The sequence below is a fragment of the Brevibacillus centrosporus genome, assembly GCF_046622605.1.
In the GTDB taxonomy this organism is placed as follows: domain Bacteria; phylum Bacillota; class Bacilli; order Brevibacillales; family Brevibacillaceae; genus Brevibacillus; species Brevibacillus centrosporus.
Map to the genome: position 1 here is coordinate 369,197 of NZ_CP176857.1, position 20,467 is coordinate 389,663.

At 42.1% G+C, this 20,467-nt stretch carries 17 protein-coding genes and 1 pseudogene; 15 read left to right on the forward strand and 3 right to left on the reverse strand.

What is annotated here, in order from left to right:
- The first annotated feature begins 29 nt into the window (after positions 1 to 29).
- The 12 genes and pseudogenes from ACLIN2_RS32135 to ACLIN2_RS32190 all read left to right on the forward strand — a co-directional run bounded on the left by ACLIN2_RS32135 (position 30) and on the right by ACLIN2_RS32190 (position 12,401).
- Positions 30 to 419 (forward strand): hypothetical protein, encoded by a 390-nt coding sequence (locus tag ACLIN2_RS32135; RefSeq protein WP_122961081.1) that lies wholly within the window; start codon positions 30 to 32, stop codon positions 417 to 419.
- 42 nt (positions 420 to 461) lie between these two features.
- Positions 462 to 797, forward strand: a pseudogene (locus ACLIN2_RS32140) (DUF302 domain-containing protein).
- A 345-nt stretch (positions 798 to 1,142) separates the two neighbouring features.
- Complete coding sequence (locus ACLIN2_RS32145) at positions 1,143 to 3,155, forward strand: TniQ family protein (protein ID WP_246071116.1); 2,013 nt, start codon at positions 1,143 to 1,145, stop codon at positions 3,153 to 3,155.
- A 214-nt stretch (positions 3,156 to 3,369) separates the two neighbouring features.
- Positions 3,370 to 4,290 (forward strand): DNA cytosine methyltransferase, encoded by a 921-nt coding sequence (locus tag ACLIN2_RS32150; RefSeq protein ID WP_411504730.1) that lies wholly within the window; start codon positions 3,370 to 3,372, stop codon positions 4,288 to 4,290.
- Between the two features lie 247 nt (positions 4,291 to 4,537).
- Positions 4,538 to 6,397: a hypothetical protein gene (locus ACLIN2_RS32155; protein ID WP_411504731.1), complete on the forward strand. Its 1,860-nt coding sequence runs from the start codon at positions 4,538 to 4,540 to the stop codon at positions 6,395 to 6,397.
- A gap of 18 nt (positions 6,398 to 6,415) precedes the next feature.
- Positions 6,416 to 7,276, forward strand: coding sequence for a hypothetical protein (locus ACLIN2_RS32160; RefSeq protein WP_411504732.1), 861 nt, complete (start codon positions 6,416 to 6,418; stop codon positions 7,274 to 7,276).
- Positions 7,277 to 7,485: 209 nt separating this feature from the next.
- Positions 7,486 to 8,196 carry a uracil-DNA glycosylase gene (locus ACLIN2_RS32165; protein WP_411504733.1) on the forward strand — a complete coding sequence of 237 codons (711 nt, stop codon included), beginning with the start codon at positions 7,486 to 7,488 and terminating at the stop codon, positions 8,194 to 8,196.
- Between the two features lie 616 nt (positions 8,197 to 8,812).
- Positions 8,813 to 9,751, forward strand: coding sequence for a hypothetical protein (locus tag ACLIN2_RS32170; protein WP_411504734.1), 939 nt, complete (start codon positions 8,813 to 8,815; stop codon positions 9,749 to 9,751).
- Positions 9,752 to 9,763: 12 nt separating this feature from the next.
- Positions 9,764 to 10,267 (forward strand): hypothetical protein, encoded by a 504-nt coding sequence (locus ACLIN2_RS32175; protein ID WP_411504735.1) that lies wholly within the window; start codon positions 9,764 to 9,766, stop codon positions 10,265 to 10,267.
- Between the two features lie 138 nt (positions 10,268 to 10,405).
- Complete coding sequence (locus tag ACLIN2_RS32180; RefSeq protein WP_411504736.1) at positions 10,406 to 10,978, forward strand: restriction endonuclease; 573 nt, start codon at positions 10,406 to 10,408, stop codon at positions 10,976 to 10,978.
- Between the two features lie 68 nt (positions 10,979 to 11,046).
- On the forward strand, positions 11,047 to 12,075 hold the full coding sequence (locus ACLIN2_RS32185) for an IS1595 family transposase (protein ID WP_411504737.1): 1,029 nt from the start codon (positions 11,047 to 11,049) through the stop codon (positions 12,073 to 12,075).
- 98 nt (positions 12,076 to 12,173) lie between these two features.
- The gene (locus ACLIN2_RS32190; protein ID WP_411504738.1) at positions 12,174 to 12,401 is read left to right on the forward strand and encodes a hypothetical protein; all 228 of its coding nucleotides are present in this window, start codon (positions 12,174 to 12,176) and stop codon (positions 12,399 to 12,401) included.
- Between the two features lie 284 nt (positions 12,402 to 12,685).
- On the opposite strand, the gene ACLIN2_RS32195 is transcribed toward ACLIN2_RS32190, so the two are convergent.
- From ACLIN2_RS32195 to ACLIN2_RS32205, 3 genes are all read right to left on the reverse strand, one after another.
- Entirely contained in the window at positions 12,686 to 12,958 is a 273-nt protein-coding gene (locus ACLIN2_RS32195) for an HU family DNA-binding protein (protein WP_141296023.1), read from the reverse strand.
- Positions 12,959 to 13,137: 179 nt separating this feature from the next.
- Positions 13,138 to 13,536 (reverse strand): hypothetical protein, encoded by a 399-nt coding sequence (locus ACLIN2_RS32200; RefSeq protein WP_411504739.1) that lies wholly within the window; start codon positions 13,534 to 13,536, stop codon positions 13,138 to 13,140.
- An 825-nt stretch (positions 13,537 to 14,361) separates the two neighbouring features.
- On the reverse strand, positions 14,362 to 15,126 hold the full coding sequence (locus ACLIN2_RS32205; RefSeq protein WP_411504740.1) for a hypothetical protein: 765 nt from the start codon (positions 15,124 to 15,126) through the stop codon (positions 14,362 to 14,364).
- 744 nt (positions 15,127 to 15,870) lie between these two features.
- Here ACLIN2_RS32205 and ACLIN2_RS32210 point away from each other — a divergent pair.
- The 3 genes from ACLIN2_RS32210 to ltrA all read left to right on the forward strand — a co-directional run bounded on the left by ACLIN2_RS32210 (position 15,871) and on the right by ltrA (position 20,302).
- Positions 15,871 to 16,761, forward strand: a complete 891-nt coding sequence (locus tag ACLIN2_RS32210; RefSeq protein ID WP_411504741.1) for an ArdC family protein — start codon at positions 15,871 to 15,873, stop codon at positions 16,759 to 16,761.
- Positions 16,762 to 17,060: 299 nt separating this feature from the next.
- Entirely contained in the window at positions 17,061 to 17,564 is a 504-nt protein-coding gene (locus ACLIN2_RS32215) for a hypothetical protein (protein ID WP_411504742.1), read from the forward strand.
- An 872-nt stretch (positions 17,565 to 18,436) separates the two neighbouring features.
- Positions 18,437 to 20,302 carry a group II intron reverse transcriptase/maturase gene (ltrA, locus tag ACLIN2_RS32220; protein ID WP_411504743.1) on the forward strand — a complete coding sequence of 622 codons (1,866 nt, stop codon included), beginning with the start codon at positions 18,437 to 18,439 and terminating at the stop codon, positions 20,300 to 20,302.
- Positions 20,303 to 20,467: the final 165 nt, after the last annotated feature.

Here is a 20,467-nt window from a genome sequence, read left to right on the forward strand (position 1 = left end):
AAGGGTTCCATGAAACAGAAGAGGTAAAAGTGATCATTCAAGATATTTCAGTACAGGACGCATCTCGTGTAGCATGTGAGGAAAGCAATCCTTCGGCAGAGCATTATACCATTTACTTGATTCGGAATAATGAGCCAGTTCCCGTACAAATCGAATATCAAAATCTAACTTCTGTCAAAGCCCCAGGAATTACCGCCATTCAATTACTGTTACAAACAATGCGGCTAGGCTACGAAAATCCTTTCCCGCAAGATTCTAGACTGGATCTTGTTCGATTTACAGGGTCAAGAGGGGAGATATTTATCACGATGACAGAAAAAGTTAGTGAAGGCCAATTTGAAAAGATGCGGAGGGTGCTTGAAAAAACATTAGCATTGTTTGGAATCTTTGAGGTGGAAATCAAAAGTGCAGAGGAGTAACCTTGACATCCATTGTGAATGATATCGTTGAGGTGGATGGATATGGATTTTCATTACACGGTGACAACTGACAAATCAATCGATGAAGTAATCACATTGCTCGAGAAAAATCTAAAAGAGCATAATTTCGGCATCCTCTGGCAGTTTGACCTTACAGCAAAACTGCTGAAGAAGGGGATCGAGAGCTACAAAATGCCTTATCGCGTTCTTGAAGTATGCAATCCATTTGAAGCAGCCAGAGTACTTAGTAGAAACGAATTAGTCGGCTACTTTTTGCCATGCTAAATAACGGTTTACGAAAGCGAAGGGAAAACGATGATTGGTTTTCCCAAACCGACAGCTCTCATCAGCATGATTGAAGATGTAGAACTTAAATGACATTGAGAACATATTCATAAGCGTGATCGAGAAGGTATAGTAGTTGCTCACATTTCTAGTTCAGGGGTCTTCAATTTGTGTGTCCGTAAATCAGAAGATTCACCAGAATGAAGACTGTGGAGTGCTTTTAGAGAAATTGAACAGCAACAGCCTGGTAAGGCTGCACTGCTATTTAATTGGATGTAGAGGGAAATTTATAGAATCGACAACCCCTTGCTGAAAGGATACATTCAGCAAGGGAGGGATGTGTTATCTGAACCTTTAAAATAAACATTTTAAGGGTTTTTATATATTACCCAACGAAACTAATAAGCTTATTGATAAGGAGTGCTTGATGTGGAGGAAATGCTTACGATTCGACCGCAACCCAAGTGGGAAGAATCATTGACCTCATATTTGTGTCGAATTGCAGTTAGAAATGAAATAAGCTTTCTAGAAATATGGAAATTAGTTAACACTGGACCGAAATCTAAAGTTCAAAATATATTTGGATATAAGTTGGATATTTTTCCACATGAGGTTATAAACGCTTCTACATTGGCAAAGTTGTTGTGTACATCAAATAGCCAAATTGAAGATATGACGTTTTATCCATTAATCAAGAAGTTCTTTAATAATCATGAATCAGTAACCCAAGTTTATAACTACTTTATGAAAAATCATATCATAAAGGAAAAGCGGAGATTTTGCCCAAAGTGCTTAAAAGAAAAAGGTTTTTTTAAGTTAATTTGGCAAGTCCGTGAAATTGAAATATGTGATATACACCATGTCAGTCTAAAGTCCCTGTGTAATAATTGCTTAAGAGAGCAACCCTATATATCAAAATCGCTTGCTTTCTGTGAGTGCTACTATTGCCAAACCGCACTTAAAACGGAGAATGAAGAGGTAGTTAATAATGAAGTCTTCATTATGGATCAGTTGCAAAAGTATGAAAATTGGAGATATATATTGCATCCTACAACGGAATTGGTTACAGAGAAGGAGATTGACGGATTAACAAAGGAAAAAACATTAGCAATAAAATTGTTATTTGTAGCTCAAGGACAACAACCAAAGTTAAAATGGAGTTCTGTGAAAAGTCTATCTCGTGATAAAGTACGAAACTTTACTGGATTAGTATGTGATAGGACTCGATTTCAAAAGGTATTTATTGCTGATCTATTTCATGTATTGCGGACCGAGCATTTATCTGTAGAGAGATTCGTAAATATTATGGTTCAATCTAGTTATATTCAATCATTTCAAGCGCAGATACAAGAGAAGGAACCTGGTTTTTGTTTGACACCTTGGTGTTCTGACGGTGGTACACGAAAAATGATAATAGAATTATCTGGGGATGGACATCATTTAAAGTATAAACACAGATACTCATCAGCCTGGATATGCTCCAGTTGTTTTATGCGTTACGGGTTTAGTAGGTATACTAATCAGTGGGGAAATATTGCAAATGAAATACAAGTGATAAGTGAGGTATTAAATTTCTTAGAATTAGGTCTAACTAGAGAAAAAATAAGAGAGGAACTAAAATTAGGAGTTCATAGGGCAAATGAAATTTTTGGCTATCTTCTTTATCACGAATTGCTATCTGACCACTATGTTTCATTTTACAGGCCAAAATCCCAAAGGAATTTAATTGTTGAAAACTTTGACGAAATAAAAAATTGTGCTAGAAACGCTCAATATATGTATAATGTTGCGCGTAGGTTATTTAATTGGGACCAAGTTACTTTTTATTACTATTATGCATCGAGAGAATTTAAGGCTCTTTTGATAAAGGAATCTTCAAAAAGAAAACAATCGGTTGTACAAAAGGCAAAGAGACACAGGGAAGCAAAGCTATCCATTGATGAAATGGTGCAAAATAATGTTGGAGTGACTGTTAAGGAACTTGCTCATACACTTGACTTGAGTGAAGGCACCATTAGGTACCACGGGATAAATGTTACAGCAAAAGAGATTAATCAGGACCAAAGAGAGAGTAATCTACAGCAAGAACAAGTTAAGCTAGTGGATGCGGCAAGTGAATATGTTAAATTGATGAATGAAAAGGGGGAACCAATTTATTCCAAAGATATATACAAATATTTAGGTCGCTCCCGCAAATTCATAAGAAAAAATTTCCCTCTGCTTTACCAGTGGATTTCTGAGCAAATAAGATTAAGTAAGATTTATCAAGATCAGAAAAAGAATGAATCTATCATGGCTTTAATAAGAACTGCTCGCGATAAGCTAATCATGGCAGGTGAAAAAGTCACAGTGAAAGCAGTTTACTCGAAAATGGGATTAAGTTATAACATTTTTAACCATAGCAAATACCGCAAAATGTACAGCATAATTAAGGAAGAAATGAATATCTAGTAATATGCTTGGCCAAATCACTTGTTCTGAAATTGGTCAGCTTTTGGGGTATTTAACCAAAATGACAATTATAATTATAAAATTAATGTCGAGTGTTGATTTATAGTATAAAATGTGTCGAGATATTATTATAAAATGTATATTTTACGATCAGTTTTTATGACAATATTAAATATAACTCACAGAGAGTATCGGGGCGTATGAGTGGGGAGAAATGCCCATTCGTACGTACGCTGCGAATTTTCCTGACTCCTTTCTCTTTTGGGGAGGAGTAGAACATGTGTCTCCGGATTTTATTCCTGAGGCAGACGTAGCTGTGGTTTCACCTCCATGCCAACGTTTCTCTAAGTTAGGAAAAGGGCAGGCAGGTTTGGATCATGCTCTCAGTGTTCACATCGTCCGGATTATTTTAAAAAGTAATTGTCAGGCGGTCTTGTTCGAAAATGTTCCAGAGTACTACCAATCTAGAGGATTTGAAATGATAAAGGAACTCTTAACGCCGTTCAAGTACTGGGTACCTTTTGAATTGAATCCTTATGATATGGGTGGGATTGCTTCACGGCCAAGGAAATACTGTGTGGCATTTAGAGAAAGAGTTCCATTTCGAATTCCTCAGCTGCCAAAAGTGAGAAAGCGTCCCAAAGTGGCAGACTTTCTTGATGAAAAGCCCGTCATGTCGTGGAGAGAGAAAGCGGGGTCCACGATGGCTTACTTCGAGGGTGCTCATGCAGCAAAATATGCCCATACCGGCTTTGCAAAATCGGAGCTGACTCTGGTTACACCTGATTCTTCACGCGTCGCTTGCTTCGCCAAAGAGTACTTTAAAATATCGCGGACATGCTCCTATCTACAGCACGATAAAGAAGCAAACCTCTGGCGTCCTTTCTCCGTATCGGAGGTAGCGAGGATGATGAACCTGCCAGATTGGTTCGAAATACCTTCCGACATTCCTTTAAGTCTTGGATACAAGATATTGGGGGAAGGCATGGACGGACTTCCAACAAAGGCGATTGCAGTTGAACTTTCTGCTGCCTTGGTGGGTCAACAGATCAAGAAGTTGTTTTCGGTGTCTCAAGTGGAGGAGTTCCATTTACCCTTAACGGAAACAGATGGCCAGTTCGAATTGGTGTTTTGATGAATTGCTCTCTAGCGGATCGCAGCTAGGGGGCTTTTTTCTTTTCTTGATGGATATGCAGAGATTCGTTTCTTCAGAAAAAAACAGGTTATGGATTTTATTAACTTTAAATACATAAGAAGGAAAACGGTGTATCTAGTTGAAATTACAGGTGTACGAAATCTCTCTTAGCCAGAAGGGTGATGCGATAGAATGAAACAAAAATGCGATTGACCTGCAACCAATCAAAAACAGGGAGGAATTCAACGTGCTTGTTAAGGTTCCTATCCATCTTCAAGCGCTACCCATTATCGTTTCCATTTCGACCAAGGATTCCGTCGGGTATGCTCGGGACTTCATGAAACTTTGGCACGAAGCTACCTTGAGCGAGCTCTCACCGGAAATAGAAGAATGGTGCTCCCATTATGTTCCATTGCTCAATATCCCATTCTCTCTCCAAGATTCCGGTCAAGTATTGTCAAAGTATGACCCAGATGTCCAGAAAAACCTACTCCAGTTGGAAGAACAATTGAAATCGCTTTTGGATTCCACTTTTCCTCTACTTCCATCCGAAACATTCCAATCTTCAAAAATAGCAATGATAAGCGAAGCTTATGACAATATCTCTCCAGGTACTATCGTTTACATCCGTGAAACTAACCAAGCTGTTGTTATGTTCGTGTTGAAGCATGTCATAGTTCATGTAAATAGCGGCACTCCCCGATTGTCTTTCCCCAAAGCGAAAAATAATTTAACCGCTGAGCTAGACGAGACCATCTATTCCGCGAGTGGCTCTGACATTATCAAAGTAGGTGAACAGATAACAGCCACATTGGCTTGGGTACTTCCGATGCCTTGGGGGCCAGTCATAGACGGCGGTATCACAGCCTTTGATTTTCTATTCCCTTCTGAGAACTCGAAATCCGATGCGGTCAAACAAATGATTGATATCGCAGTTAAACGACTTGAGGACTTCATGGTCCAAGAGGAAATCAACAAGTCGGTTGAAATGCTGAAACGATTTACAGATTGGCTTCAGGCGAATTTGATTGCGCTATCCGAGCTTAAACTTATGAAAAACGGGGACAGTTATGTGGACCCATTGAAAAAACTTCTTGATGATTTGCAAAAAGTGGTGAGTCCTGCGGGTGAGAACTTACACGACGCCGTGTATAGCTTGGAAGATCACTTGGATAAAGACGGAGTTTTTGATCTGTATGTCAGCGCGATTGGACTTTACCTACTAGCCCGTAAAATGATTCTTCTGTTTGAAGCACAGCTTGCTTCCCATTATGACCAGCATGATGACACCAAGTTTATAAAATACCAATCCCTTTGGTTATTTGACTTCGCTTTGCTGGAAAGTCAGATTGCCGGGGGGAAACTCCCCGACGGAGGCTCTATCTTAGGATTTATCCAGAGAGTCGAATCCTACACGGAGAAAACGTTAGCCGATAGACTTGCCCAAATCACGGAGGTTTACCGGTACAATAACAGGCATCAGGAATGTAGTGGATATGGAGGAACCATCGCTCAATGCCATTGGGTAGATAATTGGGGTTGGACATTTAAAGATAACTTGAAGCGTGATAGCGATCTCACCCATTTTGTCCCGGACACCCAAGAAGGTGGCGACTGCTGCAGCGGTTCTCACACGGTCGAGCACAAAGACCGAGCAAATGCAAACCGACAAAAGCTCATTGACGATATTCGAAAAGAGTATTCCAGTAAATTCGAGAAGGGGCTGAAAGTCGCGAGAGCTTGGAAGGGAATATTGGATGGATGGAAATCCCAACAACCGCCACAGCCCCCGTCCAAAGCTCCGAAAATCGCGGATGACAAATGGAGCGGAACGACAGGAGCCGAACCATGGATTGACGGCGCAAGACTCAGTTACGCTATAGAGTTTGTCAATAACAAGGGACCTTCAGGAATCGGGCCTTGGACCGATCCAGTAACCCTCGCAGGAAAAGCGCATCCCACATTGATCGATATACCTGAAGACCCGCTGAAATTGGCCGATCGCTATCGCGTTTACAGGCGGATCGAAAAACCATCCGGCGAGTCCATCACCCAATGCGTTGCCATTCCAAAAGTCAGTGAAACAACCTGGAAAGATAATCGTTGAGAAGGAGGTCGCCCTAACATGCCACAGGAGAAAGATAAAGAAAAAGAGCTATCGGATGTCCCGGGTGAAGAAGAGCAACGGAAAGAGGAGTTAGAACAATCAGAAGACGAACTTCGAGAGGATGAGAAGTCCTTTGCCAGCAAAAATGAGGAAGCAGCAAAGGATCTTAGAAAATCGCTGGAAGAGATTGAGCTCCAGGATTTTGGTGACCCCTCAGCGATGGACGCTGTTCAGAGCGGATCAAGTTCCTCATCCTCGATCGGTTATTCCGGTGAAGAGCCCAATTCCGAATTGAATCGTTTGGATCAACATAACGAAGAAGCCCATCATGCCATACAAGCGAACTCAACCCCGGAAAAAAAGTCATGGAACTGGGAAAAATGGACGGCAATCGGCGGGTTTGCGACCGCGTTGTTTACGGCAACGACCCTCATCCCCGCTTCCGTCGCATTTCTTTATACTGTAATACGTGATGCCATGAACGATGAGGAAGTAGGGCCTTCACAATTTCCTTCCGACGCATATGAAAAAATAAGGAAAATGGTTCGCCAATGGATAAATGAACCGGACGCACAGTATTGGAACGATCTTGCCAATTACGCCGAAAAAGGGGACCCTCCTCTGACGATCGCCGATCAAATCCTGTTTATGGATTATACGATCGACCTTTTTCCCGGCGACGAATGGATATGGGACAGTCGCCAAGACGTCGTCGATTTTGTAAATCAATTAATTACCGTCTACAACTCCAATGCTAACAAAACTAGCGAGATGTATCGCGCAGTCACGACTTGGACGTATCATGATCGGCCATTTACTCGTCCGGTAGCAGCGACGTTGCTTCGATACGCACTGACAAAAATTTACGTCAATTATTGATGCGTTACAACCTTGCTACGAAGAATGAGAGTTGGTGAAAAGCATCAATAAGCGACTCGAAAGTATTACCAATGATAAGGGCGATACAAGAAGAGATTTGAAGCAATCGGAAGATCCCAATAGGAACGGGATAGGAGAGATTGCTTCTTTCCCGATTCGACTTTCAACATACTCTCCCGCATAATCTCAATATGAAAGGAGAGATGGTCATGGGAGAGAAGAATCATTTTCCGAAAAAACGTCAGGTGCGCACAAAAGGCGAGGGCTACTCACTAAACGGAGACTCCTGGCTGCATCCGGAAGTGGAGGAGGAAGCTTTCTTTGAACAGAAGATCCAGGCAATCCTCGATAAGCTTCTCACCAAACGTGATTTTCTGAACGTAGTCAACTTTTATGCGGAATCCGACGCTAAGCAACTGAATTTGATTCAATACTTTCGCGCACTGTTTTGGCTTAAGCCAGACGTCTTGATGATCGGCGAGGCCACAGGTCTGGATGGATGCGTGAGAACTGGCATCCCGTTTACCTCGGAGCGGATCATCCGTAGCGGACGACTGGCCAGCAAAATCCCAGGAGCCAGATTTGCCATTGAGGGGGATCGGTCGGAACGGTCGGCGACCGTCATATGGGGTGCGATAGAAACGTTGCCCAAGCTGCCTGCGATGTGGAACGTGTTCCCACTTCATCCCCGAGACGAAAACGGCAGAAATCGGACGCCGCTGGATGCGGAGATCGAGTGGGGAAAGCCTATTCTATCTGCAGTCGTAGACCTCTTTCCTTGTGCACGGATCGTAACCGTGGGCAATACTGCAAAAGAGGCGTGCCTTAGGCTGGGCCTAGCGACGACGGGCCATCTCATTCATCCGCGTCGCGCGGACCTGTTCCGAACGCAGTTTTCGGAGCTGTTGTCCACTTTATAATAGGTCACGACAGATTTAAGCTACCTAAGTAGCAGCCTTTCATCAGTTCGTGTCAGACGGCCTATTGAGTAAGCATTTCGGCAATTACTCCCTTAAGGAATACGAAAGCATAGGTGCATGCTCTAAGTGGAAAGTACAATTTGGCTACATTATTAATGGGATAAAAGAATTCGATATCTATTTCATCGGTAGTCTTGGATATGATTTGACATCCATGGCTACTGTTTTTTTGTCTATTCTCGTGTAATTTATTGATCTTTTTTGTTAACGCAACTTGTGTCGTTACATAGAATGATATATATTTAGAGTAATTCGAAGAATTGGTAAATCCTTCATGGCGAGGAGTACTATAGTGAATAGCGTGGCAACCCTTTCTTAATTGAATAGGAGTGTGGGCATATTGAGTGATTTATGGACGGTTAAAATAATTTTCGCAACTATGACATCTAAAACGTATGAGTTTACCAATAAACTGCATCCAGATGTAAGCGTTGAGGTTAGGGCTAATTCTGAAGAGGAAGCATGGGAAAAGTTCAGAGTGAGTATTAGCCATTGACATGCGTACGAAATCAACCGCTTTGAAACGGGCAGATTATATTGACGGAGGAAAGGACTCTTGAACATCAGGCTACAATCTATCCTATCTCACTTACAACAGAATGGTATTGAGTTACATCACCTTGTAGATGCTCTAAATGAAGCTTGTGATCCCCATAAACCGGTGGTGAGCATCACTTATTGCGACGTATGCCGAACTGAATTCTTGTGTTCCCATGCTCGATTGAGGATGAATAGAAAGCGAGGTTTTCTCATGCTATGTTCAGACTGTAAAGAGGAACACGATCGTCTAAATGTTGTGCAGAGGGTTCAAAGGCACCGTAAGCAGCGTATGGAAAAACCCCCAATACACGAGGCTGATTGCCGTCTTGCCCTAAACCTGGCCAAAAGAGACAAAGGCAAGCTAACAGCCCAGTCGTATTCGGAGTGGCAGAATGAAAATCCAGCAAATCCAACGTTAGAGGAAATTGAAAGAGTATTTGGAAGTTGGAAGCAAGCGAAGAAGGAGTTTAGAGAAATAAAACACTCAGACTCTGAATCTTCATCAGAAAGGGGAGGGACCTTCATGATCAATCTTTCAAAAGAGGACGCTATATTCTTTCTCGACATGATCGATTCAACGTATAGCCCTAATCATGTTCCCAAATTACATAAACAAGCCCCTTTGAGCAAACTTGTCAAAGATAGAGATTCGGCGGAGTATCAACGTTTTCACCAAATCGCGAATTCCTTACTTCCCTTACTACCTCGACAGAAGGAAATATTCGTGTTGGAGTCCAGATGGGGGCTCAATGGCGAAGTACATACTTTAGAACATGTGGCAACTCAAATGGGCCTTAAAGGTAAGGAAACCGTCAGAACCTATCAAAAGTCTGCTGAACGAAAAATTGCAAAGCAACTAAATGATTTTTTTCAGTTTAAGATTCAGCTAAAAAAAGAAGAAGAAACCAAATCGGATGAGGAAGAAGAATGGTCTTATAGAGGCTACTGGCGATAAGGAGGTAGTGCCATGAAAAAAGGAAGAATAATTGAGTCTCCTGGATATACGTTGTTGGGTGTACTCATTGTCGCGTTCGCAGTATTTGTGTTTTCCGGAGGGGAGATCCCTTTTCTTCAAAAAACTGAGGCTGCGGTCAAACATATCCGATACGACATCAAGGGGATAACTGGTATGCCCGTGGAATTACAGAAGCAATTTGATCAAGGCAAATCCGTTTTGGATTACGAGAATAAAAAATACGTCGTTATTAAGACCGAGGCACCAGAGTTCTCACATATAACAGCTGTTAAGCAAGAAGGGGATCGAATCGTTGTTTACAAACAAAGATACCGGGATAAGATTTCCGTCTACACGATTCCTCCATTCTTAGTGGAAGTGGACGCGACTAATCTTCCTATTGTTGTTGAGGATGAGCTGGTAGAAAACGTATATCCAGGTAAGGAACTCAAAAAGGAATGGGAAAAAGAAAGAAACAAGCTCTTTGTTGATTTCTTTGCAGGGAAGCTAAGTTAGTAGTAATACATAAATTTTTGAAGACGACAGACATAGAGTAACGTGGGAGTGAAAAGTTTGATATACATCGCGCTCGGCTTAGGCATACTTTTTATACTAGTCATCCTGATTTCAATTCATCTCCTGAGGAAACAGAGAATGGCGGTCCCTATCTATAAGGGAATTGATTACACCGATTTGAAAAGTGTTCAAATCGAGGATATCGATACAATGGAAGGGACCGACTTTGAACAATACCTAAACCTACTTCTAATTGAGCTGGGGTATCCAGATGCGTACAAAACGGGAAACAGCAGAGATTTCGGGGCAGATATCGTCTTTACGGATTCAACAGGGATTCGAAATATTATTCAGGCAAAAAGATACCATCCTGAATTGCCAGTGAGCCTCGATGCCGTCCAACAAGTATACACAGCTCGCAATTACTACCAGGCAAAGAAAGCTATCGTGATTACATCAGCAACGTTCACTGACTCCTGTGAGACGTTAGCAGGGGTGAATGGCGTTTTACTACTGGATCGAAATGATCTAATTGAAATCATCCATTCTTTTCAACAAAGCGGCTACCAGCGTGCTACACTAATCCTTGAGCGCGAGCCACGAGTCATTTATCGATATTGGGACGACCCTCATTATGTCCGAAACATCAATAAAGATAAGAAGTTGGCAAAGGTTGCTGCTGAACTGATAGGAAGCAAAGCAGCGAACTAGGAATGAGATACCTCCCTGAATTCTTGAAATAATCAACATAAGAACAAGTGTTCGTGGGGGTTGTCAAGGTGAGCAAAGCGTTTAGCAACTTGTTAAAGTATATCGACAAATTACCACATACAAAAAAAGAACAAGTTTACCAATGGGTTAAACGCTATGTTGAACCTTCTTCCTCCGCTGGTGGTCGTTTAATCAATGAAATGAGAGAAACTCGCTTTAAGGAAGGATTTGAGTGTCCTTATTGTTCATCGGAACACGTTGTTCGTTTCGGAAAATATAATGGTCGGCAATGCTATCGCTGTAAATGTTGTATCAAGACTTTTACTGATACAACCAACACTGTCTTGTACCGTACTCGAAAAGGCAACGAATGGATTACATTCGTTGATTGTATGTTCAAAGGATATTCCCTGCGAAAATCGGCTGAAATCGTAGGGGTTACTTGGGTTACACTTTTTTATTGGAGACACAAACTGTTAAACGCCTTAAAACAAATGGATGTTGAACATTTTGAAGGTATCGTTGAAATTGACGAGACTTATTTCCTATACTCTCAAAAAGGACAACGTGGCATCGCTGACCGTAAACCTCGTAAACGTGGCGGGAAAGCCAAGCACAGAGGAATCAGCCACGAACAGGTTTGTGTTCTCGTTGCCAGAGACCGAACTAAAGCAACTGTCTCCAAAGTTGCCTGTATGGGGCGTATTGTAAAACCGAAAGTTGATGCTTTGATTAGTTCTAAACTATCCAATGAAAACGTGATTGTAACCGATGCTTGGAGGGCCTACAAAACCTATGCGAAAGATAAAGGTTTAGAACATTACCGTATTAAATCTGACGGTGGTAAACACGTTATTAAGGGCTTGTATCACATCCAAAATGTCAATGGTCTCCATTCCCGTTTAAAACAGTGGATAGACCGTTTTAAAGGTGTGGCTTCTAAGTATCTCGACAATTACCTTGCTTGGTTTTTATTTGTCGATAGTCGTAGTAACGAAAGCACTAAACAGCATATCAAGGAATTTCTACCGACATCATTTGTATTTGAAATGACTGACACATATGACAGTTTACGGCTGTCAAAATTCAATGTATAGTTCTGTTCCGCTAAATAAACAGTTTGGATTAGATTAGTAATTGTTAAGATGGGAAATGTAAAATAATGAACACAATTATACGTTAAGGATTGATAATTATGGGTTGGTTAAAAGTCGTCTTTGGTTTAGCCTCGATAATCATATTAATGGTATTACTGATACAGACTTTTAATTTCAAGAAAGAATTTAAAGATGCAATAAATGATGATAGAAGTTTATCCGATGACTTTGTTAAAAAATGGGATAGGAGATTTTCAAAAAAATTTACCTTCTGGATTATAGTAGCAATGGTTTTCGGCATTATAGCGGTAGTATTACCTCACTAAATATGGTCTTTTTTAAAGTATCAGATTAAGGAAACTCATAGAGACGGGCTTCCTTCATTTTTACCCAAAAAATCAACATTAAAATTTAACAGAGCCTTGTAAAAAAAAGGCGTGTTCGAACTGTTGTCAGTTCACACGCCTTTTTGTGTATACTTTTTGTTTTTGCACCTCAAAAGTTAGGTACATAATACTCATGTGTAATATGTACCGACCCTTTTGTTTACATTGTTTTATTCAATTATCTCTAGATAAAAACAAGGGCGCTTTTTCTATGTATTAAAAGACTATTTTACGATGTCTTTCAATTCTTTTCCTGGTTTAAAGGCAGGGAGCTTACTAGCAGCGATCTCGATCTCTTCTCCCGTTTGTGGGTTACGTCCTTTGCGAGCTGCCCTCTCACGAACTTCAAAGTTACCAAAACCAATCAGAGATACCTTTTCACCGGCTTGAAGGGATTGGGCGATTGTATCAAGGATCGCGTCTACTGCATTTGCTGCATCTTTTTTTGTAAGCTCGGCAGTCTCTGCTACTCGTGCTACTAGATCTGTTTTATTCATGTAGCTGGTTCATCCTTTCAAAACGATATATTCACATCTTACTGTTTTTACTAGGAAAATGAAAGCATAGATAGAACCAGAATCTGCAATCAACGTTATACAAGTAAAAAGGTGCAAAGCACGGGCTAAAAGAACCCGGTTTTGCACCTTTTTGAGTCAAATAATAATGTGGCCGCTTCCTAGGAGGGGCGTTGAAAGAACATTTTTCCGGAAAGGAGCTCTCCGTAGGTAACAGAATGAGGGAGAGTCATTTTCGGATTGTTAATGATCGCCTCAACGAGATCACTAACGCATTCTTCGATTGTAGCCCCCAACTCTACATCTTCTCTTACAGAATGACAAGCAGTACATTCCTGAGCAGGAACCTCCAACACTTTAATGCTGTGCGTATGATCATCGATGTCAAAGTCAACCACCTGAGTAACGGTTGTGGGCATAAGTTGTCCATCGCAGCGGTTACCCTCATGAATAGATATACATTCCTGAACCCGGGGTGTAGTTACTGTATATTGATCTACGGCGTCCCGGATGAGATCTGCAACGGGAATTCCATATTGAGCAGCTTTCAATTGAACCATCCAGTATTCTCCCTTCGTAACACGAGTCTCTGGTATGGTCATGCATCGTGGGTTGTTTGAAACGGGCCTTCCAACTCTTGCCATAGTTAGGCTCCCTCCACTTCGTAACATGACCGTATCATACCAAATCCAAGTAATTATTGCACGACAAAAATTCATTTTACTTCCTTACAGAAGCAAACACGTTGACAGAACGTTGAATCCCACTTCCAAGCTTGTGATCGCGGGTCGTAGACCGTAACAACCTCCCAATGCTTTGGGTTATCCTGAAAGTATCTGACAACGCAATGCATGGGGCGATAGGTACGTGGGGCCGTTTTGTACCGGAACATAATAACGATACGGCATTCTCGGATAGCAGTGTGAAAGCTCCTCTGAATGGGATAACCATTCATGACTGCTTCTCGTATTTGCCCTAAAGAAAAGCTACGGTACACTTGTCTCTCTTGTGCATGAGTTAGAATTGATAAGGTTGCCTGGCGTATTTCAAATTTCTCTCGGAACTCCTCCAAGGACTGCTCAGCAGCTGGAAGAGATCTCTCTTGTTTTTTAATCCACGATTCAGATTTGTTTTTACATACATCACACATGGTTTTCCCTCCAATCGATTTGATTTTTTTGTGTCTTTTGAGAACAACAAAAAACAAAAAAGACCAGGAGGGCAGACGTATCCTTCATAAATAAGAAGGAACATCGAGCCTCCTGGCCCATACATGTTTTGATCAACTGATCAAGAAAACTGTCTCAAGGGACAGATAAAAAGCGAAAAAATGGAAAAAGTTCTATACATTCAGTATAGGCGATCTCCATCGCTTCCATCAACTACTATCCTGAGAAAGTCTCTTGGAACTGTTTACGCATGCGAGCTCTTTGGTACGTACTCGGGTAATCCAAAAGGTCTTGCACGCGTTGTTTTGCATGAGGTATTTGAGCTAAAATGTCTGATTTTAGTTGTAGAAGATGCTCTTCTCCAGCCGTCGTCAATCTCTCAGTAACGGAATCTTGATATCCATTACTCGACAACCATGCTGCTTGCAAGCGGTAATGTGCTTTGTTAATGCGTAAATCTAATACTTGTGTTTTGATTTGATTTTTAATGCTCATTCCCGATTGTGAGTAGGACAGGATGCTCAATCGGTATAGATCGCGGACAGACAACAATTCAAATGAGTCAAGTAGAGGAGCGGGGCCTACGGAAGAATCCTGACGTATGTGGTTCTCAACGTTTCGAATCAAGTGTTGGACTTGTATACAACGATCTACCATCGTCTGATGAGCATGACGTAAAAAGGCAGGGCCGGTGGAAGGGACAATATCATAAAGTCTTTCTCTACAACCGTCATCCAGCCACCTTGAGCTGAGAATCGGATAACGCTCACGATCGGGATCATGTATCTCTAGTTTTTTTAGGATCTTATATACATGTGTTACACTTATCGACCAGTTTATTTCTTTAGCCAATCGTACGATTTCCATTCCTGTAACAGGCAGATCTTTTTCAATGACAGAAAGGATGTAGGTGATCACTTCAGCTTTTTTGATCAGTCCGCCAAGCTCCCAGGTAGGATAGTCTTTCTCTTTGTTTTCCAAAATAACTCCCCCTTTATGGGTCGCTTTATACACTATATTATACCATTTCAAACAAATGTTCGCACAGATAGTTCGCGTTTTATTTCACTCACCTAACTTGTAATAATGAAAGCGGGGGAGAATCTTGTTCAAAATCTCATTCTTTGTGATAGAATAGAATTAGTTGGTAGTATTTTCTTTTTTGTTTTATTTCGAGATCCTAATTGGATCCTTTGTTTCCTTCTTTTTTGGAGGTATGTTGTATGAGCCTGTTGGCTAGGAGATGGCGTTTCACTATGTCATTCCCTTGTTGACGGGCTTTTTTTGTTGGAATCATGGACTTGAAGGGGTGGGTAATTTGAGTATTCTTAGATTAGTGAAGACAAAGTCTGGTGTTGTACATGTGGTCTCAGACTCGAACTCCGGAAAAACCTTTTGTGGATCGAAGCATAACCAGATTCGAACATTCTCAGGAAAGCAAACAGATTTGACTTGTTCAAAATGCCAGAAAGCATTTGCAGAGTCGACAGAAATCAAGGCTTGATGAAGTTGTTTTTACAAATTGAGTTATTAAGAAGACGAAGCGTCAAATCGCTCGTTTCGGAACGAATGAGGTTCTGACGAAACATGGTCATCTTGGTGAATTTGGGTTATTAAAGCTCATGCGAAACACAATGGAAGTACTTACATCTGAATACGGACAAATCATGAAAAGAACCAGACATTATGTCATGGTTCTTTTTTATTATGAAAGGAGCATTTACTATGTCTGATACCATTTACAAGAAAGTTACCGATCGAATTATTGCTGAATTGCAAAAGGGTGTGGTTCCTTGGCGTAAACCATGGACAAACTCACCTGCTGTTAACTGGGTTACACAAAAACCCTATCAAGGAATTAATACGCTGCTTTTGCCTCCTGGTGAATATGCAACGTTTTTACAAGTGAAAGAAGCGGGCGGAAGAGTAAAGAAAGACGAGAAAGCTTCCCTCGTTGTATTTTACAAAAAATCACGCGTTAAGAATGGCACTGATGCCGGTGATTGCGAAGAAGATGGAGAAGACCAACGCTACGTTTGGTATAAACAGTTATCGTATGTGTATGAGATCAATACGCAGTGTACCGGCCTAGAAAGCAGGAGAGAAGAGGTTCTGCATGAGCACGATCCGATTTCAGAAGCTGAAGAAATCATTCGAGGGTATATCGATGGTCCCCCTATTCATTTCGCTTCAGGAAGAGCGGTCTATTACCCCTCACGTGACGTGATAAACGTTCCCCCGATGGAAGATTATCAAAACCTTGAGGAGTATTATTGTACTGTTTTCCATGAACAGATCCATAGTACAGGGCATTGGAACCGTCTCAAGCGCTCAGGTATCACTACCAATACAAAGTTTGGAAGTGAGATCTACTCAAAAGAGGAACTCGTCGCTGAAATTGGAGCAACGATGTTATGCGCCCAATGTGGCATCGACAATTCCACTATTGTAAATAGTGCAGCGTATATCGGTGGATGGTTACGACAATTAAAGAGTGATCCTAAGCTGATCTTTCAGGCATCAAGTCAGGCCCAAAAAGCAGTGAAATATATGCTAGGTATCAGTGACTCAGCTCAAAACGAAGAAGACAGATCAGATGAGGATAGTGCTGCTTAACAGTTTGGACAATAGAGAATGAAGAGGCTAAAGTGGGAAAGGATAGTAATCCGGACTTCACTAACGTCGTGCGATTAAGAAAATCTGTAGGTTACCTCTTTAAATTTCCGAAGAGGACAGGTATGATAAGAGGGTAAGATGATTGTTTATCTTTTCCTTTTTTGAATGTCGTATGTAATTCCGAGAGTCCTCGGAGAACGTGAAATAGACCCGCAGGTCGGCAAGATGGTTTATTCCATCATGTCTTCCTGCGGGTTTTTGCGTTGAGAAGACCTAATCAAGTAAGGAGGTGAAGACCAGTGAAGCCCATTGTTGTTCATTCGAACAGTGTTGGGAAGAAGAAAGGAACGTTTCAGAAGATCATTCACAGCGTGCATGAGCACTACTATATTCCGATGGATGGGAAACGAAAGAATACGATCTTTTCCAAAAGAATAGTAGACGGTACAAAGGAGTCCATTCAACTGTATCCTGATTTTGAATCATCCGTACGCGAAGACACGATCAGTGTCTTGGCCATTAGGAGAGAACAGATTCAAACATCGGACAGGAATGGACTTCTTTTTGTAGGTAGAGCATCACTCCAGTCATTTTGGGTGATTGATGTTCGTGAGGCACATCGGTTTATTACCTCCTACTGCTATGATTGCGAAGCATTTGGGAGTGCTAATTGCAGCGAGTCGATGGATTTCTTCTGTGCAGAAGAAGACAGGGATCGCTACCGGGACAGCACCTGGCTAGCCGTACAAAAAGAGATACGTGAACGAAGACGATCTAGACGGTTACAGACATTGCCCGAGTAAAGGGTTGGAGGAATCGAGGTTACCTAATGCCACAGTGATGATGTAGTAGGTAATCCTTGAATCTTGAGTACTCCTTAAGTGCGACGCGTTCCTGATACAGCCTGGGCCAGCCATAATATAAGGCTTGCACCGGGATAAAATTCAGGCTGCTGTTTAGTCAGCAGAACTGTATCTCCGAGAGGTCGAATGATGGGGTAACGCCTTGAAAGGCCTCCTCCTTAGCGGATAGCGATAAGCCATGGGAGTGGCCAACGTTATAAGCCCGCCGAAAAGGTGCTGAAGGTACCCTAACGGATCATGCCGAGGAAAGACTTTCCGAGGGGAAAGTTGTATCAAGTGGTGCTTGGAGTCTAAAAACTGCCTATGATGAGAATTCACCTTTGGACATAATCGGTCATGAGGTGTAGACGAACTTCCGATTGTACGGGTCTATAAGTACCGCAAGTAGAAATGCTTGCCACTGCGGTTCGCAGGGTCAAAAGTGGATGAGTAAAAGTTTAGGGTATGAAAATCCATTCGTTGTTACAGGCAACGATCGGCACCAGCCGTCTTTGACAGGCTCATAGGAAGCATCTAAGGGCAGAAATGAACAGATAAGAGATACGGAACGCGGTAAGCTGCCAACGCTGAGGGCTCTCACCCATTGAAGCGGTCCAAGGAAAAACCCAGTGACATTAACTGAGTTATAACTTGGTTTATGGCAGTGAAAGTGGTGGCACAGTACTGATGAAGACGCTAATCAAGTTGGAGGGATAGCCACCAGTCTAACATAAGACTAACCGTCCAGTGACCCAGTTTCTTTTCGGCCATGAGCTTCGAGTATGACTAACAGAGGTTTAGCTCGCTTTCTTTAAGGAGGCGACTACCGTCTTATGGAGAAGAAAAGGAAACTCAGACACGCTGAATACTACGGGACGCAGGGAATCTCTGACGACCTGTACCGGCGAAGTCTCAACGGAGAAAACTTCTACAAACTGACCGAACTTGCGCAGAACGAAGACAATATCAGATTGGCTTACCGGAACATTAAGAAGAATCACGGAAGTTCGACAGCTGGCATCGACGGATTAACCATTGATGACATAAAGGGATTAGACGCTGAAAAAGTCGTTCAGAGAGTTCAAGCCATGTTTGCAAACTATCGGCCACAAGCGGTACGCAGGGTCTTCATTCCTAAACCAAATGGAGATCAGAGACCGCTCGGTATCCCTACAATATGGGATAGAATCTTCCAACAGTGCATCCTACAGGTGCTCGAACCAATATGCGAAGCCAAATTTTTCGGGCACAGCTATGGTTTTAGGCCTAACAGGAGCACGCACCATGCACTCGCCAGAATGCAGTATCTCATCAATAAAAGCGAGCTTCACTACTGCGTAGATATCGACATCAAAGGATTCTTCGATAATGTGAACCATGGTAAACTCCTGAAACAACTATGGAGCCTTGGCATTAAGGACAAATCACTCATCTGCATCGTATCTAAGCTTTTGAAGGCTGAAATTCAAGGCGAGGGTTCATCACAAAAGGGAACTCCACAAGGAGGCATTCTTTCTCCCTTGCTTTCGAACATCGTGCTCAATGAGCTCGATTGGTGGGTAGCCAGTCAATGGGAATGCTTCAATACTAAGCATACCTACAATAGGACATCTGCTAAGTTTAGTTCGCTAAAGAAAACTAAGCTCAAGGAAGGCTACATTATTCGATACGCAGATGACTTCAAAATCCTGTGTCGCTCCTACGATCAGGCACGAAGATTCTATATCGCCGTTCAAGACTTCTTGCGGTCAAGACTGGGATTAGAGATTAGTCCCGAAAAGTCGAGGGTCATCAACCTCAGACGAAGAAAATCCAACTTCTTAGGATTCGAAATCTGGGTCGGGGATCAGCGGAATGGCACTTCAAAGGCTCGCCAACGCAGATATAACAAGACCAAGAGGAAACTTGTTGCCCGTAGCCGCATGAGTGACAAAGCTAAGGTGAACGCGATTAAGAAAATTAATGCCGAAATCAACAAGATACAACATCAGCCAACCACAAAAACCGTATGGAACTTTAATACGGTTGTGATGGGCATACAGAATTACTACGCAGCAGCTACCCAAATAATCCGTGACTTAGGTGAGATAAATCGTCTGATTAGTCCTCGACTGTTCAACCGACTCAGGAATAAGCGGAAGGAAGCTCTCTTCTCAGACATGCCGGCATCGTTGCAGAAGCGTTACAAAGGATACAGCCCAAAGCTCTACAAGATAAGCGGGCTGGTTCTTGTTCCGATCTACGCTCAGAAGCACAGGACTGTGATGAATTTCAACCAAAAAACCTCTAACTTCACACCCGAGGGGCGTTTGTTGATTCACAACAACCTGATGACCATCGACCAAAACACTTTGCATAATTTGCGCAATAGCTTCGTACGTGGCCGGTCGATTGAGTACAACGATAACCGGATTAGCAGATTCATTGCTCAACGTGGTAAATGTGCGGTAACTGGAGTTCCCCTATTAATCGGGGAAGTCCACTGCCACCACATCCTGCCGAAGAAATTTGGAGGATCAGATGCCTATTGTAACTTGCTAATAGTACACGAGGCGATCCATCGAGCAATTCATATGTCTGATGAAGGGAAAATAACACAAATCTTAAATCGCTTTGAACTGAGTAAGAACCAACTGGAGCTCCTCAACGGTCTGCGTGCAAAAGCTCATAGAAAGCCTATCTTTAGCGTCGGGGCTTAAGCACCAAAGTAGAGGTTACGGTTAATTGAGTTAGATGGAGCGCCGGATGAGTGCGAAAGTCTCATGTCCGGTGCGAATCGGGGGAAAAGCCGGAGATAACTTCAAAGGCTTACCTATCGATATAATCGTTGCAGCAAGAGGCAGGGCCTTAACGGATCTCTGTTA

Excerpts from the sequence above, each read along its gene's own strand:
- ACLIN2_RS32195 (WP_141296023.1), bottom strand. The coding sequence starts at position 12,958 with ATGAATAAAACAGATCTAGTAGCACGAGTAGCAGAGACTGCCGAGCTT.
- ltrA (WP_411504743.1), top strand. The coding sequence starts at position 18,437 with ATGGAGAAGAAAAGGAAACTCAGACACGCTGAATACTACGGGACGCAG.
- ACLIN2_RS32165 (WP_411504733.1), top strand. The coding sequence starts at position 7,486 with ATGGGAGAGAAGAATCATTTTCCGAAAAAACGTCAGGTGCGCACAAAA.
- ACLIN2_RS32145 (WP_246071116.1), top strand. The coding sequence starts at position 1,143 with ATGCTTACGATTCGACCGCAACCCAAGTGGGAAGAATCATTGACCTCA.
- ACLIN2_RS32175 (WP_411504735.1), top strand. The coding sequence starts at position 9,764 with ATGAAAAAAGGAAGAATAATTGAGTCTCCTGGATATACGTTGTTGGGT.
- ACLIN2_RS32200 (WP_411504739.1), bottom strand. The coding sequence starts at position 13,536 with ATGGTTCAATTGAAAGCTGCTCAATATGGAATTCCCGTTGCAGATCTC.
- ACLIN2_RS32160 (WP_411504732.1), top strand. The coding sequence starts at position 6,416 with ATGCCACAGGAGAAAGATAAAGAAAAAGAGCTATCGGATGTCCCGGGT.
- ACLIN2_RS32190 (WP_411504738.1), top strand. The coding sequence starts at position 12,174 with ATGGGTTGGTTAAAAGTCGTCTTTGGTTTAGCCTCGATAATCATATTA.
- ACLIN2_RS32210 (WP_411504741.1), top strand. The coding sequence starts at position 15,871 with ATGTCTGATACCATTTACAAGAAAGTTACCGATCGAATTATTGCTGAA.
- ACLIN2_RS32150 (WP_411504730.1), top strand. The coding sequence starts at position 3,370 with ATGCCCATTCGTACGTACGCTGCGAATTTTCCTGACTCCTTTCTCTTT.
- ACLIN2_RS32180 (WP_411504736.1), top strand. The coding sequence starts at position 10,406 with ATGGCGGTCCCTATCTATAAGGGAATTGATTACACCGATTTGAAAAGT.